Annotated in this window: 14 protein-coding genes and 1 pseudogene; 1 reads left to right on the forward strand and 14 read right to left on the reverse strand. The window is 58.7% G+C overall.

Annotation, left to right across the window (positions count from 1 at the left end; genetic code table 11):
• Positions 1-55: 55 nt before the first annotated feature.
• The 8 genes and pseudogenes from P6U16_RS02600 to rpsL all read right to left on the reverse strand — a co-directional run bounded on the left by P6U16_RS02600 (position 56) and on the right by rpsL (position 6,716).
• The gene (locus P6U16_RS02600; protein WP_277702506.1) at positions 56-349 is read right to left on the reverse strand and encodes a 50S ribosomal protein L23; all 294 of its coding nucleotides are present in this window, start codon (positions 347-349) and stop codon (positions 56-58) included.
• Positions 346-965: pseudogene (gene rplD, locus P6U16_RS02605) on the reverse strand (50S ribosomal protein L4). The gene P6U16_RS02600 and the pseudogene rplD overlap by 4 nt, the downstream one beginning before the upstream one ends.
• The gene (rplC, locus tag P6U16_RS02610; protein WP_277702507.1) at positions 965-1,660 is read right to left on the reverse strand and encodes a 50S ribosomal protein L3; all 696 of its coding nucleotides are present in this window, start codon (positions 1,658-1,660) and stop codon (positions 965-967) included. The pseudogene rplD and the gene rplC overlap by 1 nt, the downstream one beginning before the upstream one ends.
• Positions 1,661-1,816: 156 nt before the next feature.
• Positions 1,817-2,125 (reverse strand): 30S ribosomal protein S10, encoded by a 309-nt coding sequence (gene rpsJ, locus P6U16_RS02615; RefSeq protein WP_003507767.1) that lies wholly within the window; start codon positions 2,123-2,125, stop codon positions 1,817-1,819.
• A gap of 293 nt (positions 2,126-2,418) precedes the next feature.
• Positions 2,419-3,594 carry an elongation factor Tu gene (gene tuf / locus P6U16_RS02620; RefSeq protein WP_277702508.1) on the reverse strand — a complete coding sequence of 392 codons (1,176 nt, stop codon included), beginning with the start codon at positions 3,592-3,594 and terminating at the stop codon, positions 2,419-2,421.
• A gap of 72 nt (positions 3,595-3,666) precedes the next feature.
• Positions 3,667-5,766 carry an elongation factor G gene (fusA, locus tag P6U16_RS02625; protein ID WP_277702509.1) on the reverse strand — a complete coding sequence of 700 codons (2,100 nt, stop codon included), beginning with the start codon at positions 5,764-5,766 and terminating at the stop codon, positions 3,667-3,669.
• Between the two features lie 31 nt (positions 5,767-5,797).
• Complete coding sequence (rpsG, locus tag P6U16_RS02630; RefSeq protein ID WP_158476803.1) at positions 5,798-6,268, reverse strand: 30S ribosomal protein S7; 471 nt, start codon at positions 6,266-6,268, stop codon at positions 5,798-5,800.
• 76 nt (positions 6,269-6,344) lie between these two features.
• A complete protein-coding gene (gene rpsL / locus P6U16_RS02635) occupies positions 6,345-6,716 on the reverse strand; it encodes a 30S ribosomal protein S12 (protein WP_277702510.1) in 372 nt (123 codons plus the stop codon).
• Positions 6,717-7,282: 566 nt separating this feature from the next.
• Between rpsL and P6U16_RS02640 the strand changes: the two genes are divergently transcribed.
• The gene (locus tag P6U16_RS02640) at positions 7,283-7,579 is read left to right on the forward strand and encodes a transcriptional regulator (RefSeq protein WP_277702511.1); all 297 of its coding nucleotides are present in this window, start codon (positions 7,283-7,285) and stop codon (positions 7,577-7,579) included.
• A gap of 126 nt (positions 7,580-7,705) precedes the next feature.
• Here the strand turns inward: P6U16_RS02640 and rpoC are convergent, their stop codons facing one another.
• The 6 genes from rpoC to rplK form a co-directional block, all read right to left on the reverse strand.
• Positions 7,706-11,911: a DNA-directed RNA polymerase subunit beta' gene (rpoC, locus tag P6U16_RS02645; RefSeq protein WP_277702512.1), complete on the reverse strand. Its 4,206-nt coding sequence runs from the start codon at positions 11,909-11,911 to the stop codon at positions 7,706-7,708.
• A gap of 189 nt (positions 11,912-12,100) precedes the next feature.
• Positions 12,101-16,240, reverse strand: coding sequence for a DNA-directed RNA polymerase subunit beta (gene rpoB, locus P6U16_RS02650; RefSeq protein WP_277702513.1), 4,140 nt, complete (start codon positions 16,238-16,240; stop codon positions 12,101-12,103).
• A gap of 264 nt (positions 16,241-16,504) precedes the next feature.
• A complete protein-coding gene (gene rplL / locus P6U16_RS02655; RefSeq protein WP_209857402.1) occupies positions 16,505-16,879 on the reverse strand; it encodes a 50S ribosomal protein L7/L12 in 375 nt (124 codons plus the stop codon).
• A gap of 59 nt (positions 16,880-16,938) precedes the next feature.
• Positions 16,939-17,460, reverse strand: coding sequence for a 50S ribosomal protein L10 (gene rplJ / locus P6U16_RS02660; RefSeq protein WP_158476809.1), 522 nt, complete (start codon positions 17,458-17,460; stop codon positions 16,939-16,941).
• Positions 17,461-17,825: 365 nt separating this feature from the next.
• Positions 17,826-18,524 carry a 50S ribosomal protein L1 gene (gene rplA, locus P6U16_RS02665; protein ID WP_277702514.1) on the reverse strand — a complete coding sequence of 233 codons (699 nt, stop codon included), beginning with the start codon at positions 18,522-18,524 and terminating at the stop codon, positions 17,826-17,828.
• A gap of 4 nt (positions 18,525-18,528) precedes the next feature.
• On the reverse strand, positions 18,529-18,960 hold the full coding sequence (gene rplK / locus P6U16_RS02670) for a 50S ribosomal protein L11 (RefSeq protein WP_277702515.1): 432 nt from the start codon (positions 18,958-18,960) through the stop codon (positions 18,529-18,531).
• Positions 18,961-19,069: the final 109 nt, after the last annotated feature.

Here is a 19,069-nt window from a genome sequence, read left to right on the forward strand (position 1 = left end):
TCTTGTTCCCTTTTGGGTCTGTACCCGGGGTTTGTAACCGCGCTGGGTCTAACCTTTAGAGGCCGGTGGAGACGTCGATCGACTGACCGTCAGCAAGTGTGACGACCGCCTTCTTGACATCCTTCTGCTTGCCGACAAAACCGCGGAAGCGCTTGGTCTTGCCCTTGCGAACCAGCGTGTTCACGGCCAAAACCTTGACCCCGAACAGAGCTTCAATGGCAGCCTTGATTTCCGGCTTCGATGCCGTCTTGGCGACGTTGAAGACGATCTGGTTCTGCTCCGAGAGCGCCGTCGACTTTTCGGTGATCGATGGTGATACGATCACATCATAGTGGCGAAGATCCGTCATTTGAACCGCTCCTCGAGGGCTTCAACCGCAGCCTTGGAAAGCACGAGCTTGCCACGACGCAGGATGTCGTAAACATTGATGCCCTGAACCGGAAGAACGTCCACATTCGGAATGTTCTGGGCTGCGAGCTTGAAATTGTTGTCCAGCTCGGCGCCGCCGATGAACAAAGCATTGGTCAGGCCCATCGACGCAAATGCGCCGGTCAGCCCCTTCGTCTTGGCTTCAGTCGCGACCAGATCGTCGATGATGATCAGCTCTTCAGCACGAAGCTTGGCCGACAGCGCATGGCGCAGGCCAAGAGCGCGAACCTTCTTCGGCAGGTCGTGGGCATGGCTGCGAACAACCGGGCCGTGGGCCTTGCCGCCGCCGCGGAACTGCGGAGCGCGAGCCGAATGGTGACGAGCGCGGCCCGTACCCTTCTGCTTGAACATCTTGGCGCCGGTGCGAGCGATTTCCGCACGGGTCTTGGACTTGTGCGTACCCTGCTGCTTCTTGGCGAGCTGCCAGCGAACGACGCGTGCGATGATGTCTGCACGCGGCTCGAGGCCGAAAATTGCGTCAGAAAGGAGACCTTTCCAGCGTCTTTACCCTCAAGGGTGGTGACGGTGAGATCCATTATTCGGCTCCCTCGGTGACTGCAGTGCGGAGTGCTGCGGGGCGCGGTGCGCTTTCCGGAATACCCGACTTGATGGCGTCGCGAACGACAATCCAGGAACCCTTGGAGCCGGGGACGGCGCCCTTGACGAGGATCAGACCGCGATCTTCATCGGTCGATACGACTTCGAGGTTCTGTGTGGTGATGCGGGTCTGGCCCATGTGGCCAGCCATGCGCTTGCCCTTCCAGACACGGCCCGGATCCTGGTTCGAACCGGTCGAACCATGCGAACGGTGCGAAACGGACACGCCGTGCGTTGCACGAAGACCGCCGAAGTTATGGCGCTTCATGGCACCGGCGAAGCCCTTACCAACCGAAGTACCGGTTACGTCGACCAACTGGCCGGCGATGAAGTGGCTTGCGGTGATTTCCGAACCGACGTCGATCAGGTTGTCCGAGGAAACGCGGAATTCAACCAGCTTCGCCTTTGGCTCGACGCTTGCAGCGGCGAAGTGGCCACGCATGGCCTTCGGCGTATTCTTGACCTTGGCCGTACCAGCACCGAGCTGGACGGCCGTGTAGCCATTCTTGTCGTCTGTGCGCTGGGCTACCACCTGGCAGTTTTCCATCCGCAACACTGTTACCGGGATATGCTCCCCGGCGTCGTTATAGACGCGGGTCATACCCACTTTCTGTGCAATCACACCTGAACGCATGGTTCATTCCTCTTGAGAGTTAGCGACGGGGAGAACCCCTCCGCATCTCTGGTTTAAGGTTTCCCTCTCCTCATCCGATCCAGTCTGGATCATCCGATCGAAGGGTCGCCCGTTTTTGGAAGCCGTTGGACCGAGATCCACGTACCTTCCTTGTTTTTAAAGCTTGATTTCCACATCAACGCCGGCAGCAAGATCGAGCTTCATCAGCGCGTCAACGGTCTGCGGTGTCGGGTCCACGATGTCGAGCAGACGCTTGTGCGTACGCATCTCGAACTGCTCGCGGCTCTTCTTGTCTACGTGGGGCGAGCGGTTGACGGTGAACTTTTCAATCCGCGTCGGAAGCGGCACCGGACCACGGACCGAAGCGCCGGTGCGCTTGGCCGTCGAAACGATTTCCCGCGTAGAAGCGTCAAGAATCCGGTGATCAAACGCCTTGAGGCGGATGCGGATATTTTGGCCGTTCATTCGACTTGTCCTTGTTCTCTTTTGGGCGAAGGCCTCAACCGAGGCACTTCGTCATTCGTTTCCGGGTGCTGATGCTTCAAAGAGCACAAAGAGCAAATCGCTCTCTGTCTTAAATCTGCAATTCGACCCGCCACATATACGGAAATAACGTCCGGCACAATGTCCGAACGCCTACGGAAGCGTGTTTTTTCACGCTTCCGCCAATTCGAGAGGCATACGATCAAATCGCATGCTTCGACCAACAAATGATCGAGGAAACGGCGCTTATGGAGCGCCGTTTCCAACCGAGTAAATTACTCGACGATGGAGGCTACGATGCCGGCGCCGACAGTGCGGCCGCCTTCGCGGATCGCGAAGCGCAGCTTTTCTTCCATGGCGATCGGAACGATCAGTTCGACGGCAACCGTGACGTTATCGCCAGGCATGACCATTTCCGTGCCTTCCGGAAGCGATACGATGCCGGTCACGTCGGTGGTGCGGAAGTAGAACTGCGGACGATAGTTGGTGAAGAACGGCGTATGACGACCGCCTTCTTCCTTCGTCAGGATGTAGGCTTCTGCCATGAACTTCTTGTGCGGCTTGACCGAACCCGGCTTGCACAGGATCTGGCCACGCTCGACGCCGTCACGGGTGACGCCGCGGATCAGCGCGCCGATGTTGTCGCCGGCCTGGCCCTGGTCGAGCAGCTTGCGGAACATTTCAACGCCGGTAACCGTCGTCTTCGTGGTGGCGCGGATGCCGACGATCTCGACTTCTTCACCAACCTTGACGATGCCGCGCTCAACGCGACCGGTCACAACCGTACCACGGCCCGAGATCGAGAACACGTCTTCGATCGGCAGCAGGAACGGCAGGTTGATCGGACGCTCAGGCGTCGGGATGTAGGCATCGACAGCGGCCATCAGTTCGCGGATCGCGTCTTCGCCGATCTTCTTGTCCGAATCTTCAAGAGCGGCCAGAGCCGAACCCTTGATGATCGGGATGTCGTCGCCCGGGAAGTCGTACATCGACAGGAGTTCGCGCACTTCCAGCTCGACGAGCTCGAGAAGTTCGGCGTCATCGACCTGGTCGACCTTGTTGAGGAACACGACGATCGCGGGAACGCCAACCTGACGGGCAAGCAGGATGTGCTCGCGGGTCTGCGGCATCGGGCCGTCGGCAGCCGAGCAGACCAGGATCGCGCCGTCCATCTGGGCAGCACCGGTGATCATGTTCTTGACGTAGTCGGCGTGGCCGGGGCAGTCGACGTGGGCATAGTGACGGGCAGCCGTCTCATACTCGACGTGTGCCGTCGAGATGGTGATGCCACGAGCCTTTTCTTCCGGTGCAGCGTCGATCTGGTCATACGCCTTGTATTCGCCGAAATACTTCGTGATCGCTGCCGTCAGCGACGTCTTGCCATGGTCGACGTGGCCAATCGTGCCAATGTTGACGTGCGGCTTATTGCGCTCAAATTTGCTCTTTGCCATTTCCGGCTCTCCGTTTTCTGACCCCGCAAGGGGTAATTCTATGTTTCTGTCAGCTGGCTGAAGGTATTCCGATCACTTCTGACCGGAATACTTTGCCTGGATTTCCTGTGCCACGTTCGAAGGAACCGGCGAGTAGTGATCGAAGGTCATCGTGTACTGTGCACGGCCCTGGCTCATCGAGCGAAGGTTGTCAACGTACTTGAACATGTTGGCGAGCGGAACGTTGGCATTGATGACAACGGCGATACCGCGCGATTCCTGACCCTGGATTTGACCGCGACGCGAGTTCAGATCGCCGATCACGTCACCGACGTAATCTTCCGGCGTCACGACTTCGACCTTCATCATCGGCTCAAGCAGCTGTGCACCAGCCTTCTTGGCTGCTTCACGGAAGCAGGCGCGGGACGCGATTTCGAAGGCGAGAACCGAGGAGTCAACATCATGGTAGGCACCGTCGATGAGAGTCGCCTTGACGCCCAGCATCGGGAAGCCAGCGAGCGGACCCGAAGACAGAACACTTTCGATGCCCTTCTGGACGCCGGGGATGTATTCCTTCGGTACGGAACCGCCAACGATCTTCGACTCGAACTTGAAGTCGTCGCCATCGGGATTCGGTTCGAAGATGATCTTGACGCGCGCGAACTGGCCGGTACCACCGGACTGCTTCTTGTGCGTGTAGTCTTCTTCGTGCTTGCGCGTGATCGATTCACGGTAGGCAACCTGCGGCGCACCGACGGTGGCTTCGACCTTGAACTCGCGACGCATGCGGTCCACGAGAATGTCGAGATGCAGTTCGCCCATGCCGGCAATGATCGTCTGGCCGGATTCTTCGTCCGTCTTGACGCGGAACGACGGATCTTCAGCAGCCAGGCGGTTGAGCGCGAGGCCCATCTTTTCCTGGTCGCCCTTGGTCTTAGGCTCGATGGCGATCTGAATGACCGGCTCAGGGAATTCCATACGCTCGAGGATAACCTGCTTCAGCGGATCGCAGAGCGTGTCGCCTGTGGTGGTTTCCTTGAGGCCTGCGAGCGCAACGATGTCGCCGGCGAAGGCTTCTTCGATGTCTTCACGGGAATTGGAATGCATCTGCAGCATGCGGCCGACGCGCTCGCGCTTTTCCTTGACCGTGTTCATGACCGACGTGCCCTTTTCGAGCTTGCCGGAGTAGATGCGGGCGAAGGTCAGCGAACCGACGAAGGGGTCGTTCATGATCTTGAAGGCGAGCATCGAAAGCGGCTCGTCATCGGACGGATGACGCTCGATTTCGGCTTCGGTCTTGACGTCGATGCCCTTGATCGACGGGATGTCGAGCGGCGACGGCAGGTAATCGCAGACGGCGTCGAGCAGAGGCTGAACGCCCTTGTTCTTGAAGGCCGTACCGCAGAACATCGGGTGGAACTTCACGTCGATGGTGCCGCGGCGAACCAGTGCACGGATCTGATCATTGTCCGGCATGATGCCGTTCAGATAGTTTTCCATGGCTGTTTCGTCGATATCGACAACAGTCTCGATCAGGAGTTCGCGGTATTCCGCGGCCTTTTCCTTCATATCGTCAGGGATTTCGACGACGTCCCACTGGGCGCCGAGCTGTTCGTCGCGCCAGACGAGAGCGTTCATCTCGATCAGATCGATAACGCCCTTGAATTCGGTTTCAGCGCCGATCGGCAGCTGCATGACGACCGGGATCGCACCGAGACGCGACTTGATCATCGACACCGAGCGATAAAAATCAGCGCCGGTCTTGTCCATCTTGTTACAGAAGATCATGCGCGGAACATTATACTTCTCGGCCTGGCGCCAGACGGTTTCCGTCTGCGGCTCAACACCGGCATTGGCGTCGAGCAGAGCGATCGCACCATCGAGAACGCGCAGCGAACGCTCGACTTCAATCGTGAAGTCGACGTGGCCGGGGGTATCGATGATGTTGAAGCGACGCATCTTGCCGTCGCGACCCTTCCAGTAGGTGGTGGTCGCAGCAGACGTGATGGTGATTCCGCGTTCCTGCTCCTGCTCCATCCAGTCCATCGTCGCGGCGCCGTCATGGACTTCGCCGATCTTGTGGGACTTGCCGGTGTAGTAGAGAATCCGCTCTGTGGTCGTGGTCTTGCCGGCGTCGATGTGCGCCATGATACCGAAATTGCGGTAGTCTTCGATTTTGTATTCGCGAGCCATGATGGACTCCTTTCGAGACGTCTAGTTTCGGTTACCAGCGATAGTGCGAGAATGCACGGTTGGCGTCAGCCATCTTGTGCGTGTCTTCGCGCTTCTTCACGGCGCTGCCACGATTGTTCGCAGCATCCATGAGTTCGCCGCAGAGGCGATCGATCATGGTGGTTTCGTTGCGCTTGCGGGCAGCCGTGATCAGCCAGCGGATGGCGAGAGCCTGACGGCGCTCCGGACGAACATCGACTGGAACCTGATAGGTAGCACCACCAACGCGGCGCGAACGCACTTCGACATGCGGCGCGATGTTGTCGAGGGCCGAATGGAACACGGTGACCGGTTCCTGCTTCAGCTTTGCCTGGACCGCATCGAAAGCACCGTAGACGATGTTTTCAGCAACCGACTTCTTTCCATGAAGCATGATGGCATTCATGAACTTGGTGACGACCAGATCGCCGAACTTCGGGTCCGGATTGATCTCGCGCTTTTCTGCACTATGACGACGTGACATACGTTTTGTCTCTCAATTGTTAGTTGGCGCCTTAACACGCGGAGAACCTCGCGCAGCGCCTGATCGGAAAACCGAATTACTTCGGACGCTTCGCACCATACTTGGAGCGGCGCTGCTTGCGGTTCTTGACACCCTGGGTATCGAGAACACCACGAATGATGTGGTATCGAACGCCCGGCAAGTCCTTGACGCGGCCGCCGCGGATCATCACCACGGAGTGTTCCTGAAGGTTGTGGCCTTCACCCGGAATGTAGCCGATGACTTCGAAGCCGTTGGTCAAGCAGATCTTGGCGACCTTACGCAGAGCCGAGTTCGGCTTCTTCGGGGTCGTTGTGTAAACGCGGGTACAAACGCCACGCTTCTGCGGATTTTCCTGCAAAGCAGGAACCTTATTGCGCTTTACCTGTGCCTGACGCGGCTTGCGGATCAGCTGGTTTACGGTAGGCATATAACCATCCCTTACAAATTCTGTCTCATTACCCTTGCGGGCGGATCGGTGCCGTCTCCGGCGATTTCGAACGCTTGATAAATGCGCAAAACGAGGACCGATCCGCCTTTCGGCAGATGGCCCGCAAAAAAGCAGAGGACACTATAAAGCGTCGTGCGTTCAGCATTTTGGTCGTCAGCGTGCGTTTTGGAACCTTGTTTGAGGCGAACTCCAGAACGTGTCGTTCCGAACTACCGGCCTCACATAGGCTCCGATGCGGCGGGGTGTACTGATTTAAGGGAGTGTCGTCAAGGGCGATTCATAAATAATCTTGGCCTGACAGGGCTGACATCCCTGCAAAACAAGGCTTTTGACAGCGTCGCGCGCCAACTAAAACCGCAACTCTGACCGGAATCGGACAGCAGAGCTTTGTCGTTAAAGAATCATAAATCAAATTCGTTTCGATGGCAAAGAGAAGAATCGGGTGCATGTGCAAAACGATTCTGCTGCGGTGCATTTTTCAGGCGATCCGCGGTGGAAATCACTGTAACGTCCGACTGTGAAAATTTCGAAAGAGGATCTCTCCCATGCCTGCCACTCCCGACAACGACAACTCACTTGACGGCCCGATGGTCTTCATCATCATCGGCAAGGCCTATGAGCAGGACGGAGACAAGGAAGGCGTCGACATTCACGTGATGCTGCGCGCGCCAGACGACGATACCGCTGTGCGCGAGGCGCTGAATGCGCTTGCCGAGGAAGGTTTTCTGGAAGCAGACCTCGACCAGATCGGCACGCTCGAAGATGTCCCGGACGAAGAACCCCATGCCTCCGCCTACAAGGGCGCGCTCACCGGCGAAGTCGCGATTATCCGCTTCGGGTGATATCCCGATCAGCCAACAGATTTTCCGCTGAAGACGCAGATAATGAAAAAGCCGCCCGGATCGCTCCGAGCGGCTTTTTCGATTGTAGTTCGGAGGACGGCAGGACCGCCCTCGCCTTTTCAAGCCTTACTCGGCTGCAGCACCTTCGGATGCCATGTCGGTCAGCATCGGTGTTGCAACGTCGGCGCCCGTGCCCTTGCGGCGCTCTTCGAGGATCATCTCGTCGCGCGCCGTCGCGATGCGACGGATCTGGGTCATGGTGCCGCCGGTACCGGCCGGGATGAGACGGCCGACGATGACGTTTTCCTTCAGGCCCTGCAGGCCATCGGTCTTGCCGGCGATTGCAGCTTCCGTGAGAACCTTGGTGGTTTCCTGGAAGGATGCGGCCGAGATGAACGACGGTGTCTGCAGCGATGCCTTGGTGATGCCGAGCAGGACGGGATCGCCGTAAGCCGGCTTCTTGCCCTGTTCGATCAGCTGGTCGTTGACGTCATCGAGTTCGATGCGGTCCACGCTGTCGCCGACGATATAGGTCGAGTCACCGGCGTCGGTGATTTCAACCTTCTGCAGCATCTGGCGAACGATCACCTCGATGTGCTTGTCGTTGATGACAACGCCCTGCAGGCGGTAGACTTCCTGGATCTCGTTCACGAGGTAGGAAGCAAGTGCCTCCACGCCCTTGATCGCCAGGATGTCGTGCGGTGCCGGGTTACCGTCGAGGATGTAGTCACCCTTTTCGATATAGTCGCCATCCTGAAGATGGAAGGGCTTGCCCTTCGGGATCAGGTATTCGACCGGCTCTACACCGTCTTCCGCCGGCTCAATCAGCACGCGACGCTTGTTCTTGTAGTCGCGGCCAAACCGGATCGTACCATCGATTTCGGCGATGATCGCGTGATCCTTCGGACGGCGCGCTTCGAAGAGTTCGGCAACGCGCGGCAGACCGCCGGTGATGTCCTTCGTCTTGGCGCTTTCCAGCGGCGAACGTGCAAGCACGTCACCCTGGGAGACCTTGGTGCCCGGCTCAACCGACAGGATGGCGTCGACCGAGAGCAGGAAGCGGGCATCGCCGCCACGCGACAGCTTGGCAACGGCGCCATTCTTGTCCTTGATGACGATCGCCGGCTTCAGGTCGATACCGCGCGGCGTCGAACGCCAGTCGATGACCTGACGCTTGGTGATGCCGGTTGCTTCGTCGGTCGCTTCCAGAACGGAGATACCATCGACGATATCTTCGAAATGAACGGTACCTTCGACTTCCGTCATCATCGGACGCGTGTAGGGATCCCACTCGGCGAAACGCTGACCGCGGCGAACCTTGTCACCGTCATCGACGAAGATCTTCGAACCATAGGCGACACGCTGCGAGGACCGTTCCACGCCGCGCTCGTCCAGGATCTGGATCGCCATGTTGCGGCCCATGGCAATGAGAATGCCCTCGGAGTTGCGCAGCATGTTGCGGTTCTTGATCTGGATCGTGCCTTCATAGGACGCTTCCAGGAACGACTGGTCGACCACGTTTGCCGTACCACCAAGGTGGAACGTACGCATGGTGAGCTGCGTGCCCGGCTCGCCGATCGACTGCGCAGCGATAACGCCGACAGCCTCACCCATGTTGACGGGTGTTCCGCGTGCAAGGTCGCGTCCATAGCAGACGCCGCAGACGCCGGTCTGGATTTCGCAGGTCAGCGCCGAACGGATCCGGATCGACTGTATGCCGGCCTTCTCGATTTCGACGACATCGGCTTCGAGGATCATGCGGCCCGCGTCAACGATGCGCTCACCCGTGACCGGATGATCGATGTTGTCGAGGGCGGTACGACCCAGAACACGGGCGCCGATAGAGGCAACGACCTGACCGGCATCGACGATGGCAGTCATGGTGAGGCCGGTTTCGGTACCGCAATCGACCGAGTTGACGATGCAATCCTGCGCGACGTCAACGAGACGGCGTGTCAGGTAACCGGAGTTCGCTGTCTTCAAGGCCGTGTCTGCAAGACCCTTACGGGCACCGTGCGTCGAGTTGAAGTACTCGTTAACGGTCAGACCTTCCTTGAAGTTCGAGATGATCGGCGTCTCGATGATTTCACCCGACGGCTTGGCCATCAGGCCGCGCATGCCGCCCAGCTGACGCATCTGGTTCGGAGAACCACGGGCGCCGGAGTGCGACATCATGTAAATGGCGTTCATCGGCTTCTGGCGACCGTTCTCGTCGAACTCGACAGCCTTAATGCGGGCCATCATGTCTTCGGCAACCTTGTCCGTCGCTTTACCCCAGGCGTCGACAACCTTGTTGTACTTTTCGCCCTGGGTGATGAGACCGTCATTGTACTGCTGTTCGTATTCCTTCACCAGGCTTTCGGTGTCACCGACGATCTTGGCCTTGGTTTCCGGAATGACCATGTCGTCCTTACCGAACGAAATGCCCGCGCGGCAGGCATGGGCAAAGCCGAGCTGCATGATGCGGTCGCAGAAAATGACCGTGTCCTTCTGGCCGCAGTGGCGGTAGACCGTGTCGATCATCTTGGAGATGTTCTTCTTGGTCAGTTCCTGGTTGCAGACGTCGAACGGCACATTGACGTTCTTCGGCAGAAGTTCGCCGATAAGCATACGGCCAGGCGTCGTTTCGAAGATCTTCGAAACGGGCTTGCCTTCTTCATCGACAGTCTTAAAGCGGCCACGGATCTTGGCGTGCAGCGTCACGGACTTGGTTTCAAGTGCGTGATGCAGTTCGCCGAGATCGGAGAAGGCCATGCCTTCGCCCGGCTCGTTCTGGTTCATGATCGACAGATAGTAGAGGCCGAGAACCATGTCCTGCGACGGAACGATGATCGGTGCACCGTTGGCCGGATGCAGGATGTTGTTCGTCGACATCATCAGAACGCGGGCTTCAAGCTGGGCTTCGAGCGACAGCGGCACGTGAACGGCCATCTGGTCGCCGTCGAAGTCGGCGTTGAAGGCCGTGCAGACGAGCGGGTGCAGCTGGATCGCCTTGCCTTCGACCAGCGTCGGTTCGAAGGCCTGGATACCCAGGCGGTGAAGCGTCGGCGCGCGGTTCAGAAGCACCGGATGCTCGCGGATGACCTCGTCGAGGATATCCCAGACTTCCGGCTTTTCCTTTTCAACCAGCTTCTTGGCCTGCTTGACGGTCGAGGAATAACCCTTGGCGTCGAGGCGGGCATAGATGAACGGCTTGAACAGTTCGAGCGCCATCTTCTTCGGCAGACCGCACTGGTGAAGCTTCAGTTCCGGACCGGTCACGATGACGGAGCGGCCGGAATAGTCGACGCGCTTGCCGAGAAGGTTCTGACGGAAGCGGCCCTGCTTGCCCTTGAGCATGTCGGACAGCGACTTCAGCGGACGCTTGTTGGCGCCGGTGATGACGCGGCCACGGCGGCCGTTGTCGAACAGCGCGTCCACAGATTCCTGCAGCATGCGCTTTTCGTTGCGGATGATGATGCCGGGCGCACGAAGCTCGATCAGGCGCTTCAGGCGGTTGTTGCGGTTGATGACGCGGCGATAGAGGTCGTTGAGGTCGGACGTCGCGAAACGGCCACCATCCAGCGGAACCAGCGGGCGCAGGTCCGGCGGGATGACTGGAACGACCTTCATGATCATCCATTCCGGGCGGTTGCCGGATTCCATGAAGTTCTCGACGATCTTCAGGCGCTTCATCAGCTTCTTCTGCTTCAGCTCGGACGTGGTGTCAGCCATTTCCGAGCGCAGGTCGCCAGCGATCTTCTCGAGGTTCATCGAGGCGAGCATTTCATAGATCGCTTCAGCACCGATCATCGCGGTGAACTGGTCTTCGCCGAACTCGTCGACGGCGATCATGTACTCTTCTTCCGAGAGCAGCTGATTTTCCTTCAGGGAAGTCAGGCCCGGCTCGGTGACGATGTAGTTTTCGAAGTACAGAACGCGCTCGACATCCTTCAGCGTCATGTCGAGCAGCGTCGAAATGCGCGATGGCAGCGACTTCAGGAACCAGATATGGGCAACGGGAGCTGCGAGCTCGATATGGCCCATGCGCTCACGGCGAACGCGCGACAGCGTTACTTCGACGCCGCACTTTTCGCAGATGATGCCCTTGTACTTCATGCGCTTGTACTTGCCGCACAGGCACTCATAGTCCTTGATCGGGCCAAAGATGCGCGCGCAGAAAAGACCGTCACGCTCCGGCTTGAAGGTGCGGTAGTTGATCGTCTCCGGCTTTTTGATTTCACCGTAAGACCAGGAGAGAATCTTCTCCGGCGAGGCAATCGAAATCCGGATGGAATCGAATGTCTGTGCAGGCACCTGCGGATTGAAAAGATTCATGACCTCTTGGTTCATGCCTGTCTCCTTCGTGGGCGTGTCGCCCTCAGCTTTGGCAGGGAAACCGGCAATCCCGGGCGCCGGCCCCTGCTTGAAACGGATATGACCGCATAAAATGCGGCCGCATTCCCTGCCCTGTTCCCTTTACGCGGAACCGGGTGGAAACGGTGCGTGCCACTTGGGAAAGCGGCACGCACCTTGATGTTTTTACTCGGCCGCGTCCGGCAGTTGCGTTGCGTGCGCATCTTCGAGCTTGGAGTTTTCCAGCTCGACCGACAGACCCAGCGACCGCATTTCCTTGACGAGAACGTTGAAGCTCTCCGGAATACCGGCCTCGAAGGTATCGTCGCCACGGACGATCGCTTCGTAGACCTTGGTACGGCCGGCCACGTCGTCGGATTTCACCGTCAGCATTTCCTGCAGGGTGTAGGCGGCGCCGTAGGCTTCCAGAGCCCAGACTTCCATTTCCCCGAAGCGCTGACCGCCGAACTGCGCCTTACCACCGAGCGGCTGCTGGGTGACGAGCGAGTAAGGACCGATCGAACGGGCGTGGATCTTGTCGTCCACAAGGTGGTTCAGCTTCAGCATGTAGATGTAGCCGACGGTCACCTGACGGTCGAACTGCTCACCGGTACGACCGTCGAACAGGGTCGACTGGCCGGTAACGTTGAGGCCTGCCTGCTCCAGCATGATGTTGACGTCGGCTTCAACAGCACCGTCGAAGACCGGCGTTGCAATCGAAACACCGCGACGGGTCTGCTCGGCCAGACGGACGATGGATTCATCGTCGTAGTCCTTGATCGGCTCGCCCTTCGGACCGGAACCGATGACGCTGTCGATGGTATCGCGCAGCGGCTGAATGTCAGCGCCCGCCTTATAAGCATCAAGCATGGCGCCGATCTTCTTGCCCATACCGGCGCAAGCCCAGCCCAGGTGCGTCTCGAGGATCTGGCCGACGTTCATGCGCGAAGGCACGCCCAGCGGGTTCAGAACCACATCGACATGCGTACCGTCTTCCAGGAACGGCATGTCTTCGATCGGCACGATGCGGGAAACCACACCCTTGTTGCCGTGACGGCCGGCCATCTTGTCGCCTGGCTGGATCTTGCGCTTCACAGCGACAAAGACCTTGACCATCTTCATGACGCCCGGAGGCATTTCGTCGCCGCGCTGGACCTTTTCGACCTTGTCCATGAAGCGATGCTCGAGCAGCGACTTGGATTCGTCGTATTGGCCACGCAGGGCTTCGATTTCGCCCTGAACCTTCTCGTCCTCAGTCGCAAACATCCACCACTGCGAGCGGGGATATTCGGAGATGATGGCGTTCGAAAGCTCGGTGCCCTTCTTGAAGCTCTTCGGGCCGGCAACGGCGACGTGGCCGCGCAGCATGTCGAGCAGTCGCGAATAGACGTTGCGGTCGAGGATCGCCTGTTCGTCGTCGCGGTCCTTTGCGAGACGTTCGATCTCTTCCCGCTCGATCGCCATCGCACGTTCGTCCTTTTCAACGCCGTGGCGATTGAAAACGCGAACTTCGACGATCGTGCCGAAGGTGCCCGGAGGCATGCGCATGGACGTATCGCGGACGTCGGAGGCCTTTTCGCCGAAGATGGCGCGCAGAAGCTTTTCTTCCGGCGTCATCGGGCTTTCGCCCTTCGGCGTGATCTTGCCGACGAGGATATCGCCCGGCTGAACTTCCGCACCGATGTAAACGATACCGGCTTCGTCGAGGTTCTTCAGCGCTTCTTCCGAAACATTCGGAATATCACGCGTGATTTCTTCCGGACCAAGCTTGGTGTCGCGCGCCATCACTTCGAATTCCTCGATGTGGATGGAAGTGAACACGTCGTCGCGCACGATGCGCTCGGAGAGCAGGATCGAGTCTTCGTAGTTGTAGCCGTTCCAAGGCATGAACGCGACGAGCGCGTTGCGGCCGAGAGCCAGATCGCCGAGGTCGGTCGACGGACCGTCCGCGATGATGTCACCCTTGTTCAGGATGTCACCAACGGTAACCAGCGGGCGCTGGTTGACGCAGGTGTTCTGGTTAGAACGCTGGAACTTCTGCAGGCGGTAGATGTCGACGCCGGACTTGCCGGCCTGGAGATCTTCCGTTGCGCGAATAACGATACGGGTCGCATCGACCTGGTCGACCACGCCGCCACGACGGGCAGCAATGGCAGCGCCGGAATCGCGGGCAACGATCGGTTCCATGCCGGTACCGACGAACGGTGCTTCGGCACGCAGCAGAGGCACGGCCTGACGCTGCATGTTCGAGCCCATGAGCGCGCGGTTGGCGTCATCGTTTTCGAGGAACGGGATGAGCGCTGCTGCGACAGACACGAGCTGGCGCGGCGAAACGTCCATCAGGTTCACGACGTCGCGCGGAGCAAGCATAACGTCGCCGGCATGACGGCAAACGACGAACTCTTCCGAGAACGAACCGTTGGCATCGAGCACCGAGTTAGCCTGCGCCACATGGTACTTGGCTTCTTCCATCGCCGACAGATAGACAACGTCGCTGGTGACCTTACCGTCGATGATCTTGCGGTACGGGCTTTCGATGAAGCCGTACTTGTTGACCCGTGCGAAGGTGGCGAGCGAGTTGATCAGACCGATGTTCGGGCCTTCCGGCGTCTCGATCGGGCAAATACGGCCGTAGTGGGTCGGGTGAACGTCGCGGACTTCGAAGCCCGCACGCTCGCGAGTCAGACCACCCGGTCCAAGAGCCGAGAGACGGCGCTTGTGGGTGATTTCCGAAAGCGGGTTCACCTGGTCCATGAACTGCGACAGTTGCGAGGAGCCGAAGAATTCGCGGACGGCAGCGGCCGCCGGCTTGGCGTTGATCAGGTCCTGCGGCATGACGGTGTCGATCTCGATCGACGACATGCGTTCCTTGATCGCACGTTCCATGCGCAGCAAGCCGAGGCGATACTGGTTTTCCATCAGTTCGCCGACGGAGCGAACACGACGGTTGCCGAGGTTGTCGATATCGTCGATCTCGCCCTTGCCGTCGCGCAGTTCAACGAGCATCCGGACTACGGCCAGGATGTCTTCCTTGCGCAGGATACGGACGGTGTCGGCAGCATCGAGGTCGAGGCGCATGTTCATCTTGACGCGGCCGACGGCGGAGAGGTCGTAACGCTCCGAATCGAAGAACAGCGTATTGAACATGGCTTCGGCCGAATCCATGGTCGGCGGCTCACCCGGACGCATGACGCGGTAGATGTCGAACAGCGCGTCCTGGCGGTTTTCGTTCTTGTCCGCAGACAATGTGTTGCGGATATAGGCACCGACATTGATATGGTCGATGTCGAGAACCGGGATTTCTTCGAAGCCAGAGGACATGATGACGCCGAGCGTCTTCTCGTCGATCTCGTCGCCGGCTTCCAGGAAGATTTCACCGGTCTGCACGTTGACCAGATCTTCGGCAAGGTAGTTGCCGTAAAGATCGTCGTCGGTTGCCTTGATCGCCTTCAGGCCCTTTTCCGTCAGCTGCTTGAGCAGGCGCGGCGTCAGCTTCTTGCCGGATTCGACCACGACTTCGCCGGTGTCGGCGTCGATCAGGTCGGTCAGTGCCTTCTGGCCGCGCAGGGCGTCAGGCTGGAACGGAATCCGCCAGCTCTTGCCGTCACGCTGATAGAGTGACTTGGTATAGAAGGTGTCGAGGATTTCCTCGCCGTCCATGCCGAGCGCCATGAGAAGCGACGTTACCGGAATCTTGCGGCGGCGGTCGATGCGGGCGTGCACGATGTCCTTGGCGTCGAATTCGATATCGAGCCAGGAACCGCGATAGGGGATGACGCGGGCAGCAAACAGAAGCTTGCCCGAGGAATGGCTCTTGCCCTTGTCGTGGTCGAAGAACACGCCCGGCGAACGGTGCATCTGGGAAACGATGACGCGCTCGGTGCCGTTGACGATGAACGTACCATTGTTGGTCATGAGCGGCATGTCGCCCATGTAGACGTTCTGTTCCTTGATGTCCTTGATGGACTTCGCGCCCGTATCCTCGTCAATATCGAACACGATGAGGCGCAGCGTCACCTTAAGCGGCGCTGCGTAGGTCAGATCGCGCTGACGGCATTCCTCGACGTCGAATTTCGGCTGTTCGAACTCGTAGGACACGAATTCGAGCATCGAAGCGCCGGAGAAATCCTGAATCGGGAACACTGACTTGAAAACGGACTGAAGTCCCTCGTCCGAACGACCGCCCTGCGGTTCGTCCACCATGAGGAACTGATCGTAGGATGCCTTCTGAACCTCGATGAGGTTCGGCATTTCTGCGACTTCGGGAATTTTACCAAAAACTTTGCGTACGCGCCTACGACCATTGAACGAAAGGGTCTGAGCCATCGTCGCTCCTTCAAATTTTGCATCCGGGCCTGCAACGGACGGGAACCGATGGCCAGTCGATCCCGTCAATCAATGAGTGGTTCAATCTCGTCCAACGTCCAAAAACACACAGCGCGGATTGCTGTCGTCTCCTTGGAACGGGACTATCCTCTTGAAGAACTCATTACCCAAAAGCCGTTTTCACGGGGCTTTTGGGTAATAGGTTCAGAAAGCGGTCAAAGAGAGGCGGCCATTTCAGGCCACCTCCCCTTGTAGAAAGCAAGATTACTTGACGTCAACCTTGGCGCCAGCGTCTTCGAGCTTCTTCTTGAGGTCGGCAGCTTCAGCCTTGGAAACGCCTTCCTTGACAGCCTTCGGAGCCGCTTCAACGAGGTCCTTGGCTTCCTTCAGGCCGAGGCCTGTGATCGCGCGGACTTCCTTGATGACGTTGATCTTGTTAGCGCCGGCTTCTGCCAGGATAACGTCGAACTCGGTCTTTTCTTCTTCAACGACAGCAGCAACGGCAGCGCCGCCAGCAGCAGCAGCCACAGGAGCAGCAGCCGAAACGCCCCACTTTTCTTCGAGAAGCTTCGAAAGCTCAGCAGCTTCCAAAACGGTCAGCGAGGACAGGTCTTCAACGATCTTAGAGAGATCAGCCATGTGATAGTTCCTTTATATTCGGTTCGAACTTGTTTGAAAATTTACAGCGAAAAACCGCCTTATGCGGCTTCTTCGTCCTTCTTGGCGTAGGCTGCGAACACGCGGGCAAGCTGGCTTGCCGGTGCTGCAACAACCGATGCGATGCGCTGTGCCGGGGTCTGAATCATGCCCAGCAGCTTTGCACGCAGCTCGTCCAGCGAAGGCAGGGTCGCAAGCGACTTGACTGCGTCCGCATTGAGCGCGGTTGCTCCCATGGCGCCGCCGAGAATAACGACCTTGTCGTTTGTCTTGGCGAATTCCATGGTAACCTTCGGAGCCGTGATGGGATCATTGCTGTATGCAATCAGCGTCTGTCCCTTGAAGAGATCGACGATCCCTTCCGACTCCGTACCCTGAAGGGCGATCTTGGCCAGACGGTTCTTCGCGACTTTGACGGTGCCGCCAGCAGCGCGCATCTTCGAACGGAAGTCGTTCATCTGTGCGACTGTGACACCGGCATAGTGGGCCACGACAACCGAACCCGAAGCCTTGAAGACCTCGTTCAGTTCCGTGACGAATTCGCGTTTTTCCGCTCTTTCCACTGCCTATCTCCAGTTGACAGGACCGCAAAATCGCGGACCTGTCGGTTTGCCTTTGCCGCTCGAGGACCAAAGAATGATCCGGAGCGACGCTCGAGGATCCTGTCCCCTGCGCAGATCCGTCGACCGGATCAGGCACAAGGCAAGCCGAGGTTCGAACCAAATTTCCACGCCTCAGCGTGTTGGTGAAATCTGGGTCTTACCCATCTCATGCAGGCGAAGTGATTAAGGGAAAACCACCTGCAGTCTCGGACAGGAGTTCCGGGTTTGACACCGGAAATTTCCGGCCCCGAAAGGCCAGAAATCTTGGTCTTGACAAAGCCGCGAGGGACCATGTCCGTTCCCGGGCACAAGGCCCGGAGGATTGATTAGGCTGTCGTGACGCTCGAAGGGTCGATCTTGACGCCCGGACCCATGGTCGAGGAAATCGCCACGCGCTTGACGTAGTTGCCCTTGGCACCAGCCGGCTTTGCCTTGATGACGGCATCAGCGAAAGCACGGATGTTTTCTTCAAGAGCCGTCGCGTCGAACGAGGCCTTGCCGATACCGGCATGGACGATGCCAGCCTTCTCGACGCGGAACTCGACAGCGCCGCCCTTGGATGCCTTGACGGCTCCGGCAACGTCCATGGTAACCGTGCCGACCTTCGGGTTCGGCATCATGCCACGCGGGCCGAGGACCTTACCGAGACGACCGACGAGCGGCATCATGTCCGGGGTTGCGATGCAGCGATCGAAATCGATCTTGCCGCCCTGGACGATGTCGACGAGATCTTCCGCGCCAACGACGTCTGCGCCGGCAGCGCGGGCTTCGTCAGCCTTTGCACCACGTGCGAACACGGCAACACGAACCGTACGGCCCGTGCCGTTCGGCAGGTTGACGACGCCGCGGACCATCTGGTCGGCGTGGCGTGGATCGACGCCGAGGTTCATCGACACTTCGATGGTTTCATCGAACTTGGCAATCGCCCGGTCCTTGACCAGCGAAATCGCTTCCGTCAGGGCAACGAGCTTCGTCGGGTCGATGCCCTCACGGGTCTTCTGTACGCGCTTTGCAATCTTTGCCATGGTCTCAGCCCACCACTTCCAGGCCCATGGAGCGGGCGGAGCCCTCAACCATTGCCATTGCGCCTTCAACGTCAGCGGCGTTGAGGTCCTTCATCTTGGCTTCAGCGATCTTGCGAACCTGCTCCTGGGTCAGCGTGCCGACCTTCGGGCCCTTACCGGGCGTCTTGGAACCGGCCGTCAGCTTCGCTTCCTTCTTCAGGAAGTAGCTGACTGGCGGCTGCTTCATGATGAAGGTGAAGGACTTGTCCTGGTAATAGGTGATGACGACCGGGATCGGCATGCCCTTTTCCATTTCCTGCGTGGCAGCGTTGAACGCCTTGCAGAATTCCATGATATTTACGCCACGCTGACCAAGCGCCGGGCCGATTGGCGGGGACGGGTTTGCCGATCCTGCCTTGACCTGAAGCTTGAGGTGGCCTGCAACTTTCTTAGCCATTTCTCTCTGCCTTTGTCTTCGTTTCAAACGAGCGCCAGAAGCGACCGGTCCGAAACATCAATGACCGGTTTCCCGGCCTTTCATGCCACACCCCGAGAGATGCGGCGGC

It is taken from the genome of Rhizobium sp. 32-5/1 (assembly GCF_029537235.1).
Taxonomy (GTDB): Bacteria; Pseudomonadota; Alphaproteobacteria; order Rhizobiales; family Rhizobiaceae; genus Pararhizobium.